Here is a 20,342-nt window from a genome sequence, read left to right as displayed (position 1 = left end):
CCGACGGGCAGGGCGGTAAATTGTTGAAAAAGGGCAGAGGGTGGTTGATGCGGTTGCATGTGTATAAGCTGCAAGTAGCGAGCTTCATGCTCGACTGGACAGGAATCCTCCATGCGTTTGTTCAATATTCTGGCAGCCGGTTGCCTGGCGCTGATCTCGGCCACAGCCGTGGCTGAAAATGTCTCAGGCCTTTATCAGGTACGCGAGCCGGTGACCGGGCAGGGTGCCGAAGCCCGTACAGCAGCCACCGTCAACGCCCTCGACACGCTGGTGCTACGCCTGACCGGCGATCCAAAGGCCGTACAAAGCCCGGCATTGGCCGAGCTGCGTAAGGACCCACAGCAAATCATCAATCAAGTGGGCAGCGAAGCCGGCCCGCCCGAGTCGGTGGTGGTCGAGTTCGACCCCGGCAGCACCGAGCGTGCTTTGCGCAAGGCTGGCCTGGCCCTGTGGGGCAGTAACCGGCCCTCGATCCTGGGGTGGTGGCTGAACGACAGCGTCGAAGGCAGCAACCTGGTCGGTGATGGCCAGGCGACTGCCCAGCCCCTGCGTCGCGCCGCCCAGCACCGTGGCCTGCCGCTGCGCTTGCCGCTGGGCGACCTGCAGGAGCAACTGGTCGCCAATGCCAAGCAGATCGAAGGCAGCGATCCGGCGCCGCTGCGCGAAGCCTCAGAACGCTATGGCGCCGATGCATTGCTGGCGGTACATGCCCAGGAGGCCGACGGCAAGTGGCAGGCTAAGTGGCAGCTGTGGCTGGGCGACCAGCGTGAGCAGGGGAGTGCCGAGGGCGCGGACCAGGCAGCTCTTGCCGATGCGGTGATGCTGGCGGTAAGCAGCCGCCTGGCGCCGCGCTACGTCACCCGGCCGGGCGCCAGCAGCCAAATGCAAGTGCAAGTGCAGGGCATGAACCTGCAGCGCTACGCCGAGCTGGCCCGTGTACTGGAGCCGTATGGCCCTCGTTTGCAAATGGCCGAAGGCACTACCCTGACCTACGGTGTGACTGGCAATCGTGAGCAGCTGCGCGCCCAGCTTGGCCTGGCCAAGCTGCAGGAAATGCCGGCAGAGCAGGCGCCGGTAGTGCCTGCTACGCCAGCGCCAGCCGCCGATGCCGTCGCCGGGCAGCCCGCGCCCGCGCAGCCTGCGCCCAAGCCGTTCGACGGCCTGCGTTTTCGCTGGTAAGGGGAGCACACCGTGACCGACATGCGTCGCTGGATCTGGCTGGGTGCCGCCCTGCTTATCGCTGTGCTGCTTTATAGCCTGCACAATATTCTTACCCCGTTCCTGGTCGGCATTCTGCTGGCCTACCTGGCCGACCCTCTGGTCGATCGCCTCGAACGCCTGGGCCTGTCGCGCACTTGGGGCGTGGTGGTGGTGTTCGGCCTGTTCACCCTGGTGCTGCTGGCCTTGCTGCTGGTGCTGGTGCCGATGCTTGCCAAGCAGTTGGTGCGTCTGTACGAGTTGGCGCCGCAGATGCTCGACTGGCTCGAACAGGTGGCGCTGCCTTGGGCGCAGAGCCGTCTGGGCCTGGCCGATGGCTTCTGGAAGTTCGACAAGATCAAGGCCGCCATCGGTGCGCACATGGGCCAGACCACCGATATCGTTGGCATGTTGTTGTCCCACGCGACCGCTTCGAGCCTGGCGTTGATGGCCTGGCTGGCCAATATGGTGCTGATCCCGGTAGTGGGCTTCTATCTGCTGCGCGATTGGGACCTGATGATGGGCAAGCTGCGCGGCCTGCTGCCGCGCCAGCGTGAGCCGCAAGTGATGGGCCTGGCGGGCGAGTGTCATGAAGTGCTGGGGGCATTCGTGCGCGGGCAACTGATGGTAATGCTGGCCCTGGGCATCATCTATTCGGCCGGGCTTATGCTGGTGGGGCTCGAACTGGGCCTACTGATCGGCATGCTCGCCGGCCTTGCTGCCATCGTGCCGTACATGGGCTTCATCATTGGCATTGGTGCCGCGCTGGTGGCTGGCCTGTTCCAGTTCGGCGGCGACCTGTACCCGATGCTGGGCATCGTTGCGGTGTTCATGGTCGGGCAGGCGCTGGAGGGCATGGTGCTGACCCCGCTACTGGTGGGGGACCGCATTGGCCTGCACCCGGTAGCCGTTATCTTCGCCATCCTGGCCGGTGGTGAGCTGTTCGGCTTTACCGGGGTGCTGCTGGCCTTGCCGGTGGCGGCGGTGATCATGGTGTTGCTGCGGCATATGCATGACCTGTACAAGGAGTCGGACATGTACGCGGGAGATATCGATCCTGACTTGTAACGGTGGGGCTGCCGTGCTGCCCGCCCGGTACATGGCAGCCTCTGCAACGGTTGAAAGTAGTGCAACTTGTTGATTTTGCTTGCGCTATCTGCAGCCGAGATTGTGCGCCCCGCGTTGCAGGTATAGACTTTGCACATTGTTCACCAAAGGCCCCCTGCGGTCCTGTAGACCGCCCGCGAGCATGAAACCACCGATCCAGTTGCCCCTGGGTGTGCGCCTGCGCGATGACGCCACCTTCATCAACTACTATCCGGGCGCCAATGCTGCGGCATTGGGTTACGTCGAGCGGCTATGCGAAGCCGACGCCGGCTGGACCGAGAGCCTTATCTACCTGTGGGGCAAGCAGGGTGTTGGCCGTTCCCACCTGTTGCAGGCCGCCACTCATCGCTTCCAGCAACGTGGCGAACCCGCTGTCTACCTGCCACTGGCGCAACTGCTCGATCGTGGCGTAGGTTTGCTCGACTATCTGGCCCAATACGAACTGGTGTGCATCGACGATCTGCATGTGATCGCCGGCAAGGCTGACTGGGAAGAAGCCATGTTCCACCTGTTCAACCGCCTGCGCGACAGTGGCCGGCGCTTGCTGCTGGCTGCCTCGGCATCACCGCGTGAACTGCCGGTGAAGCTGCCGGACCTGAAGTCGCGGCTGACCCTGGCCCTGGTATTCCAGATGCGTGGCCTGTCCGACGAAGACAAGCTGCGGGCCCTGCAACTGCGTGCTTCGCGCCGTGGTCTGCACCTCACCGACGAAGTCGGTCACTTCATCCTCACCCGCGGTGCGCGCAGCATGAGTGCGCTGTTCGACCTGCTCGAACGCCTCGACCAGGCTTCGCTGCAGGCGCAACGCAAGCTCACCATCCCATTCCTGAAAGAAACCCTGGGCTGGTAACCCCTTGAAAACGCTGGGCCAGAGCGGCAAAACAAAAAAGTCACATCTTTTTCGATAAAATTTGCAAATGGCCATGATAGAGGGCATAGTTTCACCCTTCTAAAGGATTACAGACACGGTCGTGCCCATGCTGAAGCGCTTCGCACCCCTCGTGCCACTCGCACTCGTGACCCTGCTTTTTGGCTGCGCGGCCCAAGGCCCAGCGTCTCATTCAGAGCCTCAGGATCACACCCCGATCGCCGCACAATCGGCAATCAAGGCCAAAGCCTCGTCCTCGTCGGTATTCGGCGAGCCGGAGGAGCTGGCCACTGAAGATGACCTGGAGTCGTTCTCCAGCAGCAAGCCTTACCAGCTGCCAGTGCTGGCTGACAGCATTCTCGAGCGCGGCATGTCGCTGATCGGCACCCGCTACCGCTTCGGTGGTACCTCGGAAAAGTCCGGCTTCGACTGCAGTGGCTTCATCGGCTACCTGTTCCGCGAAGAGGCGGGCATGACCCTGCCGCGCTCCACGCGTGAAATGATCAACGTCGATGCCCCGAAAGTGGCCCGCAACAAGCTCAAGCCAGGTGACCTGCTGTTCTTCAGCACCAATGGCCGCGGTCGCGTAAGCCATGCTGGCATCTACTTGGGTGACAACCAGTTCATCCACTCCAGCAGCCGCCGCAGCGGCGGTGTGCGCATCGACAGCCTCGGTGACCGCTACTGGAGCAAGACCTTCATCGAAGCCAAGCGAGCCTTGGCCATGGCGCCGACCAACATCGCGCGCAACTGATGGCAAAATGATGCACCCTGCCGCGGCGGCGATGCTTTGAAAAAAGCTCGCCGCCGTGCGCATTTACAGAAAGCGTCTAATCTAAATTCTCAACTCTTTTCGGCTGCGGCGCAGCGGTCTCAGACAGGATGTTCTGGCCATGGTAAAGATGGCGCGCTTCGCATTTCTCTCCCTGGCGGCATTACTCGCTGCCTGCTCCAGCCGTGCGCCTGCGCCGGCCCCTGTGGTACAGCCGCAGGTCACCTACAGCCAACCCAACCCTTCGCCGATTGCCGATGACGTGTTGATTCGCGCCATTGGGCTGGTGGGTACGCCTTATCGTTGGGGTGGCAATACACCGGATTCCGGTTTCGACTGCAGCGGCCTGATCAAATATGTGTACCGTGATGCTGCCGGCATCAGCCTGCCGCGTTCCACGCGAGAAATGATCGTCATGCGCGCGCCGACGGTTGACGCCAAGTCGCTGCAGTCCGGTGATCTGGTGTTCTTCGCCACCAGTGGTGGCTCGCAGGTCAGCCATGCCGGCATTTATGTTGGGGAAGGGCGCTTCGTGCATGCCCCTTCCACCGGCGGTACCGTGCGCCTGGACTACCTGTCCAACAGCTACTGGGCCAAAGCCTACCTGCAGGCCAAGCGTGTGATCCCGCAAGGGCACCTCGCACAGAACCCCTGACAGCGCTTGGGGTGTGGCGTTGCAGGAGCCGCTGAGCGCGGTTCCTGCAGCGCAGGTTTTGTCCAACCTTGCAGGTCTGGCCACCGCGTCACGCTTCGTGGCAGTGCACACCTACCGCTGATTCATGCCATGGCAAGACGATGATGCCTTCTTTGGGTGTCATCTGGAGTGGGCCATGAGCAAGATCGAAGAACAAACCCGTCATAGCCTTGAATTGGCTGATGCCGTGATCCCCTTGATCCGGCTGGTCGATGAAGTGCTGCACGCTTACCCTGATCCCTACCTGCTAGCGAGCAGGCACGCAGAGCAGATTGTGTTCAAACACACTGGCAAGCGTGTGGATCCGCGGTTCGTCTGGTGGCACCAGTTCAATACCGAGAGTTCCAGCAGCCGCAGTTTCACGGGGTGGCAGCACAGAGGGCTGCCACAGAAGTCGCTGGTGCTTACCGAGCTGGTAGTAGAGCGGTTCGATGACTACTTTCAGGATGCTGTAGATGAGCTGGACCTGCGCGGCGGCTTCTATTGGCAGGGGCCTCACGCGGCTTTTTACGACGAGCGTAATGAAGTCCGCATGCTGGGTAGCGCGGTGCAGCAGGACTTGTGGGCACTGGATTTCGCATCACTCTACCGCGGAGAGGTCGAGCGTTTTTGGGCGGCTCACGAGAAGAGTTTTCGAGTACTGGCCAAAGTCAACCTGCTGGGTGAAGGAAGGCTTGCGCTGACTTGCCAGCGGATCTCGCAGTCGGACTGGCGACATCTGTGCGCCATGGTAAGCGAGACGCTTTCGGGCGTAGAGCTGCCCACCCTGCAGAAGTTGCGTCAGGACAATGACGAGCCTCCGCTCACGGTCGTTCGCTACGTGTTTGGCGAGGGAGACAGGGGCTGCCTGTTCACCTTCCACGCACAGGGTGGAAGGGTATTGGCGTACTTGCCTTGGCACGCTGAGGCGCTCAGGGCATTCGATTCCGAGCTGGAAATGGTCCGCTGGCTTGTGACGCGATGGCAAACGCCGCAGGCATTGGACAGCTTTATCGCGCAAGGGCATGGCAACCGGCACGATGCCGCCAGGCAGCAGTTGATCAAGGTGCACCTAAAAGGCATCGCTGACAGCCGTTCGGATGAGGCGGCGTTGATCGCGCTCAAGCTGTTCGAGCGTCCGCTCAATGGTAACTTCTTCACCTGCATCATAGAGCAGGCGCTCGACGAGATGCGCCGTAATGCGCAACTGATGCGTGATAACACAAGTTTGCGCAAGGCAATGCTCAGCGGTTATCTGTCAGCATTCATCGGCGTCTTCGGCGGCTTCGTTCCTTTGGGGTGGCCGATATCCCTGATGTTGCTCGGGGCGGGTGTGGCGAAGGTCGCCCTGGATATTGATGAAGCCCTTAACGCGACAGACGCGCAATCGCGCATGAGTGCACTGCGTTCTGCAGTGCTCGACAGCGTGTTCGCAAGTTTCAACTTGTTGGATGTAACGACACAGCCAAGTCTGGGGAGTGTTTTGCGCCAGGCACCACCCCATGAAGTTGGTGTCGAGCTAGAGGTCTGGCAGGCCGATAGCAGTGCCACACGCTTAGTGGAGGGCGAGGAGACCAACGCGCTGGTGAGTGGTGAGTTGGGCGCGAGTGGACGCCTGCGTGGTGTTCGCATGACTGACGATGGCAAGTGCTGGATTACATTGAATGGTCTCACTTACCGGGTGCGATACAGTCATGAACTGGCCGTCTGGTTAGTGGTGCCCGTAAACAATCCCTATGCCTTCGTCCCGCTTAGGCCCGTGCGCTTGAACGCGGCGGGTGAGTGGGAGCTGCTGGGGCCTCCTCGGTTGCTGGGCGGCAGCCCTCCGGCGGTGGAAGGCATGCCAAGTGTTCCCTCGCCGTTCTGGGATACCTACACAGCCATTGATGACGCGTCGAGCACGCGGCTGGCCGAGCAGTCTCTACAGCGCCAGAAAGCATTGCTGGAGAAGTGGCCTGTCGCCGAGCTGCCTAATGGGCGGGCACCAGACCTGGACGAGCGTGGGCTGGATTGCGTCAAGGTTGATGGCTTGCCTCGCTATTCCTACCGCTACGGCCATGAGTACTTCAATTCGCTGGTCGAGTGGTACACCAGCAACGAGTCCACCGTGAACGATGTCATGCGCACCGGACGGTACCAGTACGGCGATGAAGACAGTTATATCAATGATCTGGCCGATAGCCTGGGGCGGCTACCCAAGAGCAACGAGGTCACCTTGTATCGCGGTGGGCACCGCTCGCGTGGTACCGGTGGCGAGTTCTATCGAAACGGCCATTTGCGGGTGGGTGATGTGCTGGTCAATACCGACCTGACTTCGTTCACCGAAAACCCGTACAAGGTTACCGAGTTCGCCTGCTTGCCCTTCGCCGGGGCGCCGGGCAGTTTGCCTGGGCTGTTCGACGACAGTTCGGTGGTGTTCGAGCTGGTGGCTGGGCGATATAGGGGGGCAACACCGATCAGCGCGTTTTCCATCTTCTGGCAGGAGGGTGAATCACTGATGCTACCGGGTAACTACTTGCGCATCGAGGGCCTGGAGCAGGTGTATGGTGAGCATTATCGCTTTATCAAGGTGACGTTGGCCCAAACCGGCAAGCCTGTTTCCGGCCCGGTGTATGACTTGCGTACGGGGCTACTGTTCGATGTGGCCGCTTATCGGGCGCAGTTCCGTACGCCTGCGCTGGCGCAACGTTTTTTCCCAGCCTGATATCGGGTTTGTCATTCGGGACTGCTGTTTGGCCTGGTTTGAGCAGCAGTGCCCTGGTTCAATCGGGCCCTGGCGGTCATGCTTACTCGCCAGACTACATTGCCGACATCGTCGGCCACCAGTACACCACTGCGGCCATCATTGATCACGCCCACCGGTCGCCCCATCGCATTGTCCTCTCTATCCAGAAACCCGGTCAGCAGGTCGATTGGGGGGCCTGCAGGTTTGCCTGAGTGGTCGAATGGCACGAATATCACCTTGTAGCCACTGTGTGGTTTGCGGTTCCACGAACCATGCTGGGCTATCAGTGCGCCTTGTTCAAAGGGTGCTGGCAGTACGCCAGGCTCTAAGAATGCCAGCCCTAGCGATGCGGTGTGCGGGCCGACGGCATAATCCGGTGTCAGTGCCTGGGCTACCTTCTGCGGGGCCTGTGGCTGCACTCGCTCGTCTACGTGTTGCCCGTAGTAGCTGTAGGGCCAGCCATAGAAACCACCTTCTTTGACGGATGTGATGTAGTCCGGCACCAGATCGCTGCCGATTTCGTCCCGTTCGTTGACCGCCGTCCACAAGGCGCCGCTGCGAGGCTCCCAGGCCATTCCGTTGGGGTTGCGCAGGCCGGTGGCGAACAGCCGATGATTGCCGCTTGCCGGGTTCACTTCCCAGATCGCGGCACGCGACTGTTCTTTGTCCAGGCCGTTTTCACCCACATTGCTGTTCGAGCCAACCGTCACATAAAGCTTTTGGCCGTTGGGGCTAGCGATTACGTTCTTGGTCCAGTGATGGTTCAGCGGCCCGCCGGGCAACTCGGTAACCAGGTGACCCTTTTCGGTGATCTGCATGGCGCCTGGTTCATAGTGAAAGCGCAGCAGCCTGTCGGTGTCGGCAACATATAGATTCTTGCCAACCAGCGTCATGCCGAAGGGGGAGTTGAGCCCCTCGATGAACGGGGTGCGGATTTCTGCCACACCATCATGGTCTGCATCGCGCAGCAGGGTGATGCGGTTGGCGCTGGGGGCGGTCGCACCGGCGCGCTTCATCGCCTTGCCCATGGCCCAGCCGCGAATACCCTTGCCATCTTCGGGCTTTGGGGGCGCGTTGGTTTCGGCTATCAGCACATCGCCGTTGGGCAGCAAGTAGAGCCAGCGTGGGTGGTCGAGGCCGCTGGCGAAAGCGGTGACCTGAGTGCCTGGTGCTGCGGTGGGCTTGCCGCCCTTTGGCCAGCCGACTGCGGGGGCGATGTTCACGGTGGGGATCAATGTCGTGACGGGGGCAGGCAACTCGGGTGTTGGCCCGCTGCCCTCGCTTACGTTCAACAGGGCCGTTTCGCCGCAGCCTGCCAGGCTGGCGGCGACTAACCAAGGCAACAGGCGGTTCATGGGCAGCGTCCTCTGAAGCAGGCCTATGGGATTGAGAGGGCGCGAGGGCGCGCAGGGTTCCGTCCCTTGGTCTTGCTCTTGCTTCGGCTTTTGCTTCAAAGCGCGCGATAGTCCAGGCGACGCAGATTGCGACTTCAGCGTTCAGCCTCCTGAAGTCGCGAAGATCAAGATAAAGATCAAGAGCATAAATAGCTGCAACACCCGCTTCGATTGACGCTCCCGGTGCAACCCTCTAACCTTCGCGCGTGTTTCAGGTGCCCTGCCAGCTTCGACTGGGCAGGGTGAAACTGGGAAGCCGGTGGGCGCCTGCATGGCGCGAATCCGGCGCTGCCCCCGCAACGGTAAGTGAGCAGAAGGCCGCGCAAGGCCACTGGATGCCAGCATCCGGGAAGGCGCGCAGGCCAGGGCCTAACGCCCACTCACAAGCCCGGAGACCGGCCTGTTACTGCCAACGGCATCACGGAGGGTGATGCGCGGTGCACCGTGGCGCCCTGCCATGGCCCCTGCGCGTTCTCCGTTTGCCTGCCTATTACCTGCCGCCGCGCGTTGCCGTGGTGCCAGCCAGCGGAGAACCCCATGAGCGAATCCACCGAACGCGACGAACGCCACCTGGCGCGCATGCAGCGCAAGAAGGCGGTCATCGACGAACGCATCGCCAATTCCCCCAACGAATGCGGCCTGCTGCTGGTGCTGACCGGCAACGGCAAAGGCAAGAGCAGCTCGGCCTTCGGCATGCTCGCACGCGCCCTGGGCCATGGCATGCAGTGCGGTGTGGTGCAGTTCATCAAAGGCCGCAACAGCACCGGCGAAGAACTGTTCTTCCGCCGCTTCCCCGAGCAAGTGCGCTACCACGTCATGGGCGAAGGCTTTACCTGGGAAACCCAGGACCGCCAGCGCGACATTGCTGCCGCTGAAGCCGCCTGGGCGGTGTCGCGCCAGTTGCTGCAAGACCCAAGTGTGCAGTTCGTGGTACTGGATGAGCTCAACATCGCCCTCAAGCATGGCTATCTCGACCTGGACCAGGTGCTGTCCGACATTCAGGCCCGCCCGCCGATGCAGCATGTGATCGTCACTGGCCGTGCGGCCAAGGATGAAATGATCGAACTGGCCGACACCGTGACCGAGATGGGCATGCTCAAGCACGCTTTCCAGGCCGGTATCCGCGCACAGAAGGGCGTCGAGCTGTGAGTCGATCGCGCCACTGCCCCGCCGTGCTGATCGCGGCACCAGCCTCTGGCCAGGGCAAGACCACTGTCACTGCTGCTCTGGCACGCTTGCACCGTAACCTCGGGCGTAAGGTGCGGGTGTTCAAGTGCGGGCCCGATTTTCTGGACCCGATGATTCTCGAGCGGGCCAGTGGCGCGCCGGTGTACCAGCTGGACCTGTGGATGATCGGTGCAGATGAAAGCCGTCGCCTGTTGTGGGACGCTGCCGGCGAGGCCGACCTGATCCTGATCGAAGGGGTGATGGGGCTGTTCGACGGCACCCCGTCCAGCGCCGACCTGGCCCGCCATTTCGGCGTACCGGTGCTGGCGGTGATCGACGGCACGGCCATGGCTCAGACATTCGGCGCCCTGGCTCTGGGCCTGGCGCGCTATCAGGCCGACCTGCCGTTCGCCGGCGTGCTGGCCAACCGGGTGGGCAGCCTGCGCCATGCGCAACTGCTGGAAGGCAGCCTGACCCAAGGGTTGCGCTGGTATGGCGGCTTGTCCCGCGAGCGTGGCATTGAGCTGCCTAGCCGCCACCTGGGGCTGGTGCAGGCCAGCGAGCTGAATGATCTGGAGGCCCGCCTGGATGCTGCTGCCGAGGCGCTGGGCGCCAGTTGCGACGCGGCTTTGCCGCCGCCGGTAACCTTTGCCGAGCCCGAACCGCAGGCCTGCTCTACCTCGTTGGCAGGTGTACGCATTGGCGTGGCGCGGGACGAGGCGTTTGCCTTCACCTATGGCGCCAACCTCGACCTGCTGCGCAACCTTGGCGCTCAGCTGGCGTTTTTCTCGCCGCTGCACGACCGCGAGCTGCCACCGGTAGACAGCCTGTACCTGCCGGGCGGCTACCCCGAACTGCATCACCACGCATTGGCCGCAAACGCACCGATGTGCGCAGCGATTCGCGCCCATCATGCGCAGGGCAAGCCGTTGCTGGCCGAGTGCGGTGGCATGCTGTACCTGCTCGATGCCCTGACTGACGTGGCAGGCGAACGTGCCGAGTTGCTGGGGCTGCTGCCGGGTGAGGCGAGCATGCAGAAGCGCCTGGCGGCCCTGGCGCTGCAGGCGGTGGAACTGCCGGAGGGTACCTTGCGCGGGCACACCTATCACCACTCGCTGACCAGCACTGCGCTGGAACCGATCGCTCGTGGCCTGAGCCCCAACGGCGGGCGGGGCAACGAAGCGGTGTATCGCCTGGGTCGGTTGACCGCTTCCTACGTGCACTTCTACTTCCCGTCCAACCCCGATGCGGCGGCGGCGCTGTTGCGACCATGAGCGAACACGCTTACAGCGACGCTGAACGCGCCGCGATCTACCGGGCCATCGGTGAGCGCCGCGACATGCGCCATTTTGCCGGTGGCCAGGTGGCGCCGGAGCTGCTTGCCCGCTTGCTTGCCGCCGCGCACCAGGCGCCCAGTGTCGGGCTCATGCAGCCGTGGCGCTTCATCCGGATTACCCAGCGAGACCTGCGCAGCCGCATCCAGGCCTTGGTAGAAGCGGAGCGTGTACGCACGGCTGAGGCATTGGGCGAGCGAGCCGATGACTTCATGAAACTGAAGGTAGAAGGCATCAACGACTGTGCCGAGCTGCTGGTGGCAGCCTTGATGGACAACCGCGAGCCGCACATTTTCGGCCGCCGTACCCTGCCGGAAATGGACCTGGCCTCGCTGGCCTGTGCCATCCAGAACCTATGGCTGGCTGCGCGTGGCGAAGGACTGGGGATGGGCTGGGTGTCGCTGTTCGACCCGCTTGCGCTGGCAGCGTTGCTGGGCATGCCGGCCGGGGCCAAGCCCGTTGCGGTGTTGTGCCTGGGGCCGGTCACCGAGTTCTACCCGGTGCCCATGCTGGTGCAGGAAAACTGGGCCCAAGAGCGGCCCTTGAGTGAAATGCTTTACGAAAACCAATGGGGAGAGCGTCAATGAGCGTGGCCTTGCTGACCGTGGCTGGGGTTGCCCTGGACGCCTTGCTGGGCGAACCGCAGCGGCGCCACCCTTTGGTGGCCTTCGGCAATATGGCCAGTAACCTTGAGCGTCGCCTGAATGCCGGCGGACGTGGCTGGCGCAGCCACGGCGTAAGTGCTTGGTTTCTGGCGGTGGTGCCGCTGACGTTGGTGGCACTGGTGCTGTCGTGGCTGCCGTACATCGGCTGGCTGGTGGACGTGCTGGCGCTGTATTGCGCCGTGGGGCTGCGCAGCCTGGGCGAGCATGTACTGCCGGTGGCCAACGCCTTGCGCCAGGGCGACCTGGAAGAGGCGAGGCGCCGGGTCGGTTACCTGGTCAGCCGCGAAACCCGCGAACTGGACGAGCCGGCGGTAGCTCGAGCAGCCACCGAGTCAGTGCTGGAGAACGGCAGCGACGCGGTGTTCGCCGCGTTGTTCTGGTTTGTGGTGGCGGGTGCGCCGGGTGTGGTGCTGTACCGCTTGAGCAATACGCTGGATGCCATGTGGGGCTACCGCAATGAACGCTTCGAACGTTTTGGCTGGTGCGCGGCGCGCATCGACGATGTGCTCAACTATGTACCCGCAAGGCTGGTGGCGCTGACCTACGCGCTACTGGGCAAGACCCGCCTGGCCCTGGCCTGCTGGCGCAAGCAAGGCCCGCTGTGGGACAGCCCCAATGCCGGCCCGGTGATGGCTGCCGGTGCCGGTGCGCTGGGCGTGGAGTTGGGTGGCCCGGCGGTGTACCACGGCGAGCTGCATGAGCGCCCACGCCTGGGCGAGGGGCCGATGGCCGATGCCGACGCCATCGAACGCGGCTGGGGCCTGGTGCAGCGCGGTGTGTGGCTGTGGCTGCTGGTGATCTGCCTGGGGGCTTATATCAATGCTTGAACACGGTGGTCGCCTGCTGCGCGCGGTGCGGCAATACGGTATCGCCCGTGAGCAGTGGCTCGACTTGTCCAGTGGCATTGCGCCCTGGCCGTTCCCGATTCCGTCGATTCCCGTCGATGCCTGGGCCCGCCTGCCGGAGACCGAGGACGGCCTGGAAGACGCCGCGCGCGCGTTTTACGGCACCCGCCAGCTGCTGCCGGTAGCCGGCTCGCAGGCCGCGATCCAGGCCTTGCCGCTGCTGCGCACAGCGGGCCGGGTAGGCGTGCTGACGCCGAGCTATGCCGAGCACCCGTATGCCTGGCAACGGGCGGGCCACCAACTGCTTGAGCTGGATGAAGCGCAGGTCGAGGCGACGCTCGACAGCCTCGATGTGCTGGTGTTGGTCAACCCCAACAACCCGACCGGCCGCCGGGTATCGCGCGAACGCCTGCTGGCTTGGCATGCTCGCCTGGCTGCTCGTGGTGGCTGGCTGCTGGTCGACGAAGCCTTCATGGACAACACCCCGGCAGACAGCGTGGTGGATTGCGCCGAACGGCCGGGCCTGATCGTGCTGCGCTCGTTCGGCAAGTTCTTCGGCCTGGCCGGGGTGCGCCTGGGCTTTGTCGTGGCTGAGCACAGCCTGCTGCTACGCCTGGCCGAGTTGCTCGGCCCGTGGACCGTCAACGGCCCGACCCGGGTGCTGGCCCAGGCTAGCCTGGCTGACCAAGCCGCCCAGCGCCAGCAAACCGAGCGCTGTGCTGCCGTCAGCCAGCGGCTTGCGGCAATATTGTGCAGTGCCGGCCTGGTGCCCAGCGGTGGCTGCGACCTGTTCCAGTACGTGCGCAGCGAGCATGCGGCACAACTGCACGACTTTCTCGCCCGTCGCGGCATTCTGGTGCGCCTGTTCGAACAACCAGCGGCGGTGCGCCTGGGGCTGCCGGCTTGCGCCGCGGACGAACAGCGCCTGGCCCAGGCCCTGTCGGCTTATCAAAAGGAAACGGCATGACCACTCTCATGGTGCAAGGCACCACCTCCGATGCCGGCAAGAGCACGCTGGTGACCGCGCTGTGCCGCTGGCTGCTGCGCCAGGGTGTCGGTGTGGTGCCCTTCAAGCCGCAGAACATGGCGCTCAATAGCGCAGTGACCGCCGATGGCGGTGAAATCGGCCGTGCTCAAGCAGTCCAAGCTCAGGCTTGCCGGCTGGCACCCCATACCGACATGAACCCTGTATTGCTCAAGCCCAATAGCGATACCGGTGCCCAGGTGATCATTCATGGCCGCGCAGTCACCAGCATGAATGCAGTGGCCTACCACGACTACAAGGCCACGGCCATGCAGGCAGTGCTGGCATCGCACCAGCGCCTGAGCGCCGCGTACCCGGTGGTCATGGTCGAGGGCGCAGGCTCGCCGGCAGAGATCAACTTGCGTGCCGGCGACATCGCCAACATGGGTTTTGCCGAAGCGGTGGACTGCCCGGTGATCCTGGTCGCCGACATCAACCGTGGCGGTGTGTTCGCCCATCTTGTGGGCACGCTGGAATTGCTGTCGCCCAGTGAGCAGGCGCGGGTCAAAGGTTTTGTGATCAACCGCTTCCGTGGCGATATCGCCTTGCTGCAACCGGGGCTGGACTGGCTGGAGCAACGCACCGGCAAGCCGGTACTGGGCGTACTGCCCTACGTCACCGACCTGCATCTGGAAGCCGAAGACGGTATTGATGTGCGCCAGGGCGCCAAGCTCGCGCGTGTACTCAAGGTGATCGTGCCGGTACTGCCGCGCATCAGCAACCACACCGACTTCGACCCGCTGCGCCTGCACCCGCAGGTAGACCTGCAGTTCATCGGCCCAGGCCAGCCGATTCCGGCTGCCGACCTGATCATCCTGCCGGGCTCCAAGAGTGTGCGCGGTGACCTGGCACAGCTGCGCGAGCGCGGTTGGGACAAGGCCATCGAGCGGCACCTGCGCTATGGTGGCAAGCTGATCGGTATCTGCGGTGGCTTGCAGATGCTCGGGCGCCAAGTGCATGACCCACTGGGGCTGGAAGGGGCCGCCGGCTCAAGCCAGGGGCTCGGCTTGCTTGACTACGCCACGGTGCTTGAAGCGGAGAAGCAACTGCGCAACGTTGCCGGCACACTGAACCTTGAAGCTGCAGCGGTTGCCGGTTATGAAATTCATGCCGGGGTCACCTCGGGTCCAGCCCTTGAGCGACCTGCCGTGCAACTGGCCGATGGCCGCTGTGATGGCGCTGTCAGCGCGGATGGCCAGATCCTCGCCACCTACCTGCACGGTTTGTTCGAAGGCAGCCAGTCGTGTGCCGCGCTGCTGCGCTGGGCCGGGCTGGAGGATGTGCAGGCGATCGACTACGAAGCGTTGCGCGAACGCGACATCGAGCGCCTGGCCGACCTGGTGGAAAAGCACCTGGACACCGCGCTGTTGCGCCAACTGTGCGGGGTGGCCTGACATACGCAACCTGATCCTCGGCGGCGCCCGGTCCGGCAAGAGCCGGCTGGCCGAACAGCTGGCCAGCGCCAGTGGCCTGCCAGTGACCTACATCGCCACCAGCCAACCGCTGGATGGTGAAATGAACGAACGCGTGTTGCTGCATCGCCAACGTCGCCCCGATGACTGGGGGTTGATCGAAGAACCCCTGGCCTTGGCCGCGGTGCTGCGCGCCGAAGCGGCCGAAGGGCGATGCCTGCTGGTGGATTGCCTGACCCTGTGGTTGACCAACCTGCTGATGCTGGAAGACGACCAGCGCCTGGCCGAGGAGCGTGATGCCCTGCTGGCCTGCCTGGAGCAGTTGCCTGGCACCCTTGTCCTGGTCAGTAACGAAACCGGCCTGGGCGTCGTGCCCATGGGCGAGCTGACCCGGCGCTATGTCGACCTGGCCGGCTGGCTGCACCAAACCGTGGCCGAACGCTGTCAGCGCGTCGTGCTGACCGTGGCCGGCCTGCCTTTAATGCTCAAAGGACCTGCACTATGACCCAAGTCTGGTGGCGTGACGCCTGCCATCCCCTCGACAACGCCGCCATGGACCAGGCCCGCGCCCGTCAGCAGCAACTGACCAAACCTGCCGGCTCACTCGGCCAACTGGAGGGCTTGGCTATCCAGTTGGCAGGCCTGCAAGGGTGTGAGCGGCCGATCCTGGATCAGGTCGCAATTACCATTTTTGCCGGCGACCACGGGGTGGTCGAAGAAGGCATCTCGGCCTACCCGCAGGCGGTGACCGGGCAGATGCTGCGTAACTTCGTCGGCGGCGGTGCGGCGATCAGTGTACTGGCGCGGCAACTGCAAGCCAGCCTGGAAGTGGTCGACCTGGGCACCATCGACGCGCAGTTGGAGCTGCCCGGTGTGCGCCATCTGCGCCTGGGCGCCGGCACCGCCAACTTTGCCTGCCAGCCCGCGATGACCGAGAACCAGTTGCAAGCAGCCTTGCAGGCCGGCCGCGACAGCGCCCTGCGCGCCGCTGAACAGGGTGCTCAGCTGTTCATCGGTGGCGAGATGGGCATCGGCAACACCACGGCCGCCGCAGCCCTGGCCAGCGTCCTGCTGAGCTGCCCGGCGGCACAGCTGAGCGGCCCAGGCACTGGGCTGGACAATGCCGGCGTGCGGCACAAGGCCGAGGTCATCGAGCGGGCGCTGCGCCTGCACGGCCTGCGTGCTGAAGACCCGTTGCAGGCGCTGGGCTGTGTTGGCGGATTCGAGATAGCGGCGTTGGCTGGCGCCTACATCGGCTGCGCGCAGGCGGGTGTTGCGGTGCTGGTGGATGGTTTCATCTGCAGTGTCGCCGCGTTGGTGGCAGTGCATCTTAACCCGCAGTGCCGGGCCTGGCTGCTGTTCGCCCACCAGGGTGCCGAGCCTGGGCACAAGGCCTTGCTGGCTGCGCTGCAGGCCGAGCCGTTGCTGGCCCTGGGCCTGCGCCTGGGCGAGGGCAGTGGTGCTGCCCTGGCGGTGCCGCTGCTGCGCCTGGCCTGTGCGCTGCATGGGCAAATGGCGACCTTTGCCGAGGCCGCGGTGGCGGACCGCCCGGCATGATCCTCGACCTGCTGCGCCATGGTGAAACGGAACAGGGCGGCCTGCGCGGCAGCCTTGACGATGCCCTGACCGACAAGGGGTGGGCGCAAATGCGCAGTGCCGTGGCCGAGGCCGGCCCGTGGCAGGTTTTGGTCAGCTCGCCGCTGCAGCGCTGTGCGCGGTTCGCCGATGAGCTGGGCGCGCGGTTGAACGTGCCGGTGCAGCGTGAGCCTGCCCTGCAAGAGCTGCATTTCGGCGATTGGGAGGGGCGTAGCGCCGCGCAGATCATGGAGCACCAGGCCGACGCGCTTGGGCGGTTCTGGGCGGACCCTTACGCCTTCACACCGCCCAACGGCGAGCCGGTCGAGGCGTTTGCCGAACGGGTGCTGGCAGCTGTCGAGCGTTTGCACCTTCAACATGCCGGCAAGCGCGTGCTGTTGGTCACCCATGGCGGGGTAATGCGGTTGTTGCTGGCGCGTGCCCGGGGTTTGCCGAGGGAACAATTGCTGCAGGTCGAAGTCGGGCATGGCGCGTTGATGCGCCTGGTGCCGGGTGTTGACGGGCAGTTGGTCGAGGCCCGCTGAGATGCTGCCTTTCTTGATCGCCTTGCAGTTTCTCAGCAGCCTGCCGGTGAGCTTGCCGGGCATGCCGGCAGCGCGTGAGGTGGGGCGTTCGCTGCTGTACTACCCGCTGGTCGGGCTATTGTTCGGGCTGCTGTTGTGGTTGGCCAGCCATCTGCTGCAAGGTACACCGGCGCCGCTGCATGCGGCGTTGCTGCTGACAGCGTGGGTGCTGCTCAGTGGCGCCTTGCACCTGGATGGCCTGGCGGACAGCGCAGACGCCTGGTTGGGTGGCTTCGGCGACCGTGAACGCACCCTGCAGATCATGAAGGACCCGCGCAGCGGGCCGATTGCCGTGGTCACCCTGGTGCTGGTGCTGTTGTTGAAGTTTTGCGCCTTATGGGTGCTGGTCGAGCAGGGTGTCGGGGCGCAATTGCTGCTGGCGCCGTTGATCGGGCGAACGGCAATGTTGGGGTTGTTCCTTTGCACGCCGTATGTGCGCCCCGGTGGGTTGGGGCAGGCGCTGGCTGAACATCTGCCCCGGCGTGCTGCCGGGTGGGTGTTGCTGTGTTGTGCGCTTTTCTGCCTGCTCTTGGGCGGATGGGTAGTGCTGCTGGCGGTGGCGGTGTTTGCCTGGCTGCGACATCTGATGTACCGACGGCTGGGTGGGGCCACTGGGGATACTGCCGGCGCGCTGCTCGAGTTACTCGAATTGGCGGTGGTGCTGGGGTTGGCCTTGGGCCTCTGAAGCCTTTTCAGGCCTACGCAGAAATGAAATTTCTTGCAACATCTAAGGTGCGGGTATATACACGTATCCATGCTGACCAGTGAATGCATCTGTACCCATCTGCGTCGTGCCGCCCGTGGGGTGAGCCGGCATTACGACGAGGCCCTCTCCGGCTTCGGGGTCAATGTTGCGCAGTTTTCCTTGCTGAGACACCTGCAACGGCTCGACCGCCCCAGTATCACCACCTTGGCCGAGGCCATGGGCCTGGAGCGCAGTACCCTAGGCCGCAACCTGCGGGTGCTGGAGGCGGAAGGGCTGGTGGCCCTGGCTGATGGCGACGACCAGCGTAACCGTGTGGTGCTGTTGACCGAGGCCGGTACGCAGCTGCTGCGTGCTGCGTATCCGGCCTGGGAACAAGCCCAGATCAAGCTGGTGGAGCGGTTGGGCGAAGGGCCGCGGGATGAACTGGTGCGTTTGCTGGACCAACTGGCGTGAATTGATACGACTATAAGCGGGTATATACCCGCAAAAACCTTGCGATGTGCTGGAGAAAACGACAATGACTTCGGTGTGGCGAACCAGCGGGTGGGTATTGGTGGGGGCGGCCTTGATCCTGGCGCTGTCCCTGGGTGTGCGGCACGGCTTTGGTTTGTTCCTGGCGCCGATGAGCGCCGATTTTGGTTGGGGGCGGGAGGTGTTCGCCTTTGCCATTGCCTTGCAGAACCTGGTCTGGGGGCTGGCGCAACCATTCGCCGGTGCCTTGGCCGACCGTATGGGCGCAGCGCGGGTGGTGATCATCGGTGGCATTCTCTACGCCATCGGCTTGGTCTTCATGGGCATGGCCGACTCCGCCTGGTCGTTGTCGCTCAGTGCCGGCTTGCTGATTGGCATCGGCCTGTCTGGCACATCGTTTTCGGTCATCCTCGGCGTGGTCGGGCGTGCCGTACCGGCAGAGAAGCGCAGCATGGCCATGGGCATTGCCAGCGCCGCCGGTTCGTTTGGCCAGTTCGCCATGCTGCCGGGCACCCTCGGCCTGATCCAGTGGCTGGGGTGGTCCGCAGCCTTGCTGGTGCTGGGCCTGATGGTGGCGTTTATCGTGCCCTTCGTCGGCCTGCTGCGCGACCGCCCGTTGCCCAGCCATGGTGCCGAGCAGACCCTGGGCCAGGCGCTGCGCGAAGCATGTTCCCATCCTGGGTTCTGGTTGCTGGCACTGGGCTTCTTCGTTTGCGGCTTCCAGGTGGTGTTCATCGGGGTGCACCTGCCGGCCTACCTGGTTGATCAGCACCTGGCTGCGACCACCGGTACCACGGTGCTGGCGTTGGTTGGCCTGTTCAATATCGTCGGAACCTTCACTGCTGGCTGGTTGGGCGGGCGCATGTCCAAGCCGCGCCTGCTGACCGGGCTGTACCTGCTGCGAGCGGTGGTGATCGTGCTATTCCTGTGGGCGCCGGTAAGCGAGTTCAGTGCTTATCTGTTCGGCATCGCCATGGGCCTGTTGTGGCTGTCCACGGTGCCGCTGACCAATGGCACCGTGGCCACGGTATTCGGGGTGCGTAACCTGTCCATGCTCGGCGGTATCGTGTTCTTGTTCCACCAGTTGGGTGCGTTCTTGGGCGGCTGGTTGGGTGGGGTGGTGTATGACCGCACCGGCAGCTACGACCTGGTTTGGCAGATTTCCATCCTGCTCAGCCTGCTGGCCGCAGCCCTCAACTGGCCGGTGCGCGAACGCCCGGTCGCCCGCCTGCAGGCCCAGGCCGCATGAACCGCTACCTGGCCCGTGGGCTGCTGGCCATCGCCGCCCTGCTGCTGCTGGCACTGGTGTGGTGGGGCTGGCATCAAGGTGGGATGGCGCTGATGCAACTGGGCATGAGTGTTTGTTAGGCGCTACCCTGCAAGCTCAAGGATTGTCATGCGGGAGAAACGAGTCATGCGTGCACATTGGTTGACGGTGCCGGTGCTGGCCCTGCTTGCCAGCACATCCAGCTGGGCTGCCGATTGCCCGGCATTGTTGCAGGGTAGCCTGCCAGAGTTGCGCGGCAAGGGGCAGGTCGAGCTGTGCGAGCGCTTTGCCGGCAAGCCGCTGGTGGTGGTGAACACCGCCAGCTATTGCGGTTTTGCCCCGCAATTCGAGGGGCTTGAGGCGACGTACAAGGAATATCACGGGCAGGGCCTGGAAATGCTGGGCGTGCCGTCCAATGACTTCAAGCAGGAAGACGCCGATAGCGAAAAGACCGCCAAGGTTTGCTATGCCAACTATGGCGTTACCTTCACCATGACCAAGACGCAAGCTGTGCGGGGCAAGGATGCGATACCGCTGTTTGCGGAGCTGGCCAGCC

General features: G+C 63.8%; 21 protein-coding genes and 1 riboswitch. Of the genes, 20 read left to right on the top strand and 1 reads right to left on the bottom strand.

Annotation, left to right across the window (positions count from 1 at the left end):
• Positions 1-111: 111 nt before the first annotated feature.
• The 6 genes from APH42_RS24310 to APH42_RS24285 all read left to right on the top strand — a co-directional run bounded on the left by APH42_RS24310 (position 112) and on the right by APH42_RS24285 (position 7,321).
• Positions 112-1,179, top strand: a complete 1,068-nt coding sequence (locus APH42_RS24310) for a DUF2066 domain-containing protein (protein ID WP_060494395.1) — start codon at positions 112-114, stop codon at positions 1,177-1,179.
• A 12-nt stretch (positions 1,180-1,191) separates the two neighbouring features.
• Positions 1,192-2,265 carry an AI-2E family transporter gene (locus tag APH42_RS24305; protein WP_012270947.1) on the top strand — a complete coding sequence of 358 codons (1,074 nt, stop codon included), beginning with the start codon at positions 1,192-1,194 and terminating at the stop codon, positions 2,263-2,265.
• A gap of 181 nt (positions 2,266-2,446) precedes the next feature.
• Positions 2,447-3,154 carry a DnaA regulatory inactivator Hda gene (gene hda, locus APH42_RS24300; RefSeq protein ID WP_012270948.1) on the top strand — a complete coding sequence of 236 codons (708 nt, stop codon included), beginning with the start codon at positions 2,447-2,449 and terminating at the stop codon, positions 3,152-3,154.
• 127 nt (positions 3,155-3,281) lie between these two features.
• Positions 3,282-3,926, top strand: a complete 645-nt coding sequence (locus APH42_RS24295; RefSeq protein ID WP_012270949.1) for a C40 family peptidase — start codon at positions 3,282-3,284, stop codon at positions 3,924-3,926.
• Positions 3,927-4,065: 139 nt separating this feature from the next.
• Complete coding sequence (locus tag APH42_RS24290) at positions 4,066-4,599, top strand: C40 family peptidase (RefSeq protein WP_012270950.1); 534 nt, start codon at positions 4,066-4,068, stop codon at positions 4,597-4,599.
• Positions 4,600-4,774: 175 nt separating this feature from the next.
• A complete protein-coding gene (locus tag APH42_RS24285; RefSeq protein ID WP_060494394.1) occupies positions 4,775-7,321 on the top strand; it encodes a dermonecrotic toxin domain-containing protein in 2,547 nt (848 codons plus the stop codon).
• 11 nt (positions 7,322-7,332) lie between these two features.
• Here APH42_RS24285 and APH42_RS24280 read toward each other — a convergent pair whose 3' ends face one another.
• Positions 7,333-8,697, bottom strand: a complete 1,365-nt coding sequence (locus APH42_RS24280; RefSeq protein ID WP_060494393.1) for a sorbosone dehydrogenase family protein — start codon at positions 8,695-8,697, stop codon at positions 7,333-7,335.
• A 235-nt stretch (positions 8,698-8,932) separates the two neighbouring features.
• Positions 8,933-9,155: riboswitch (cobalamin riboswitch) on the top strand.
• 118 nt (positions 9,156-9,273) lie between these two features.
• On the opposite strand from APH42_RS24280, the gene cobO reads away from it, so the two are divergent.
• The 14 genes from cobO to APH42_RS24215 form a co-directional block, all read left to right on the top strand.
• Complete coding sequence (gene cobO / locus APH42_RS24275; RefSeq protein WP_012270953.1) at positions 9,274-9,885, top strand: cob(I)yrinic acid a,c-diamide adenosyltransferase; 612 nt, start codon at positions 9,274-9,276, stop codon at positions 9,883-9,885.
• Positions 9,882-11,177, top strand: coding sequence for a cobyrinate a,c-diamide synthase (locus APH42_RS24270; protein WP_060494392.1), 1,296 nt, complete (start codon positions 9,882-9,884; stop codon positions 11,175-11,177). The genes cobO and APH42_RS24270 overlap by 4 nt, the downstream gene beginning before the upstream one ends.
• Positions 11,174-11,824 carry a 5,6-dimethylbenzimidazole synthase gene (bluB, locus tag APH42_RS24265; protein ID WP_012270955.1) on the top strand — a complete coding sequence of 217 codons (651 nt, stop codon included), beginning with the start codon at positions 11,174-11,176 and terminating at the stop codon, positions 11,822-11,824. Before APH42_RS24270 ends, bluB begins: the two co-directional genes overlap by 4 nt.
• A complete protein-coding gene (cbiB, locus tag APH42_RS24260) occupies positions 11,821-12,729 on the top strand; it encodes an adenosylcobinamide-phosphate synthase CbiB (protein ID WP_012270956.1) in 909 nt (302 codons plus the stop codon). Before bluB ends, cbiB begins: the two co-directional genes overlap by 4 nt.
• Positions 12,722-13,714: a threonine-phosphate decarboxylase CobD gene (gene cobD / locus APH42_RS24255; RefSeq protein WP_060494391.1), complete on the top strand. Its 993-nt coding sequence runs from the start codon at positions 12,722-12,724 to the stop codon at positions 13,712-13,714. Before cbiB ends, cobD begins: the two co-directional genes overlap by 8 nt.
• Complete coding sequence (locus tag APH42_RS24250; protein ID WP_012270958.1) at positions 13,711-15,165, top strand: cobyric acid synthase; 1,455 nt, start codon at positions 13,711-13,713, stop codon at positions 15,163-15,165. Before cobD ends, APH42_RS24250 begins: the two co-directional genes overlap by 4 nt.
• Position 15,166: 1 nt before the next feature.
• Entirely contained in the window at positions 15,167-15,688 is a 522-nt protein-coding gene (gene cobU, locus APH42_RS24245; RefSeq protein WP_060494396.1) for a bifunctional adenosylcobinamide kinase/adenosylcobinamide-phosphate guanylyltransferase, read from the top strand.
• A complete protein-coding gene (gene cobT, locus APH42_RS24240; RefSeq protein ID WP_060494390.1) occupies positions 15,685-16,740 on the top strand; it encodes a nicotinate-nucleotide--dimethylbenzimidazole phosphoribosyltransferase in 1,056 nt (351 codons plus the stop codon). Before cobU ends, cobT begins: the two co-directional genes overlap by 4 nt.
• Positions 16,737-17,303, top strand: coding sequence for an alpha-ribazole phosphatase family protein (gene cobC, locus APH42_RS24235; protein WP_012270961.1), 567 nt, complete (start codon positions 16,737-16,739; stop codon positions 17,301-17,303). Before cobT ends, cobC begins: the two co-directional genes overlap by 4 nt.
• 1 nt (position 17,304) lies before the next feature.
• Positions 17,305-18,027, top strand: coding sequence for an adenosylcobinamide-GDP ribazoletransferase (locus APH42_RS24230; RefSeq protein ID WP_012270962.1), 723 nt, complete (start codon positions 17,305-17,307; stop codon positions 18,025-18,027).
• A gap of 69 nt (positions 18,028-18,096) precedes the next feature.
• Complete coding sequence (locus APH42_RS24225) at positions 18,097-18,501, top strand: MarR family winged helix-turn-helix transcriptional regulator (protein ID WP_012270963.1); 405 nt, start codon at positions 18,097-18,099, stop codon at positions 18,499-18,501.
• Positions 18,502-18,565: 64 nt separating this feature from the next.
• Positions 18,566-19,768, top strand: coding sequence for an MFS transporter (locus APH42_RS24220; protein WP_012270964.1), 1,203 nt, complete (start codon positions 18,566-18,568; stop codon positions 19,766-19,768).
• Positions 19,765-19,887 carry a hypothetical protein gene (locus tag APH42_RS30590; protein WP_012270965.1) on the top strand — a complete coding sequence of 41 codons (123 nt, stop codon included), beginning with the start codon at positions 19,765-19,767 and terminating at the stop codon, positions 19,885-19,887. Before APH42_RS24220 ends, APH42_RS30590 begins: the two co-directional genes overlap by 4 nt.
• 46 nt (positions 19,888-19,933) lie before the next feature.
• On the top strand, positions 19,934-20,342 hold a 409-nt coding region (locus APH42_RS24215), incomplete at its 3' end, for a glutathione peroxidase (protein WP_060494389.1).

The sequence above is a fragment of the Pseudomonas sp. NBRC 111140 genome (assembly GCF_001320885.1).
GTDB lineage: Bacteria > Pseudomonadota > Gammaproteobacteria > Pseudomonadales > Pseudomonadaceae > Aquipseudomonas > Aquipseudomonas putida_P.
This window is presented reverse-complemented; position numbering and strand designations above follow the sequence as displayed.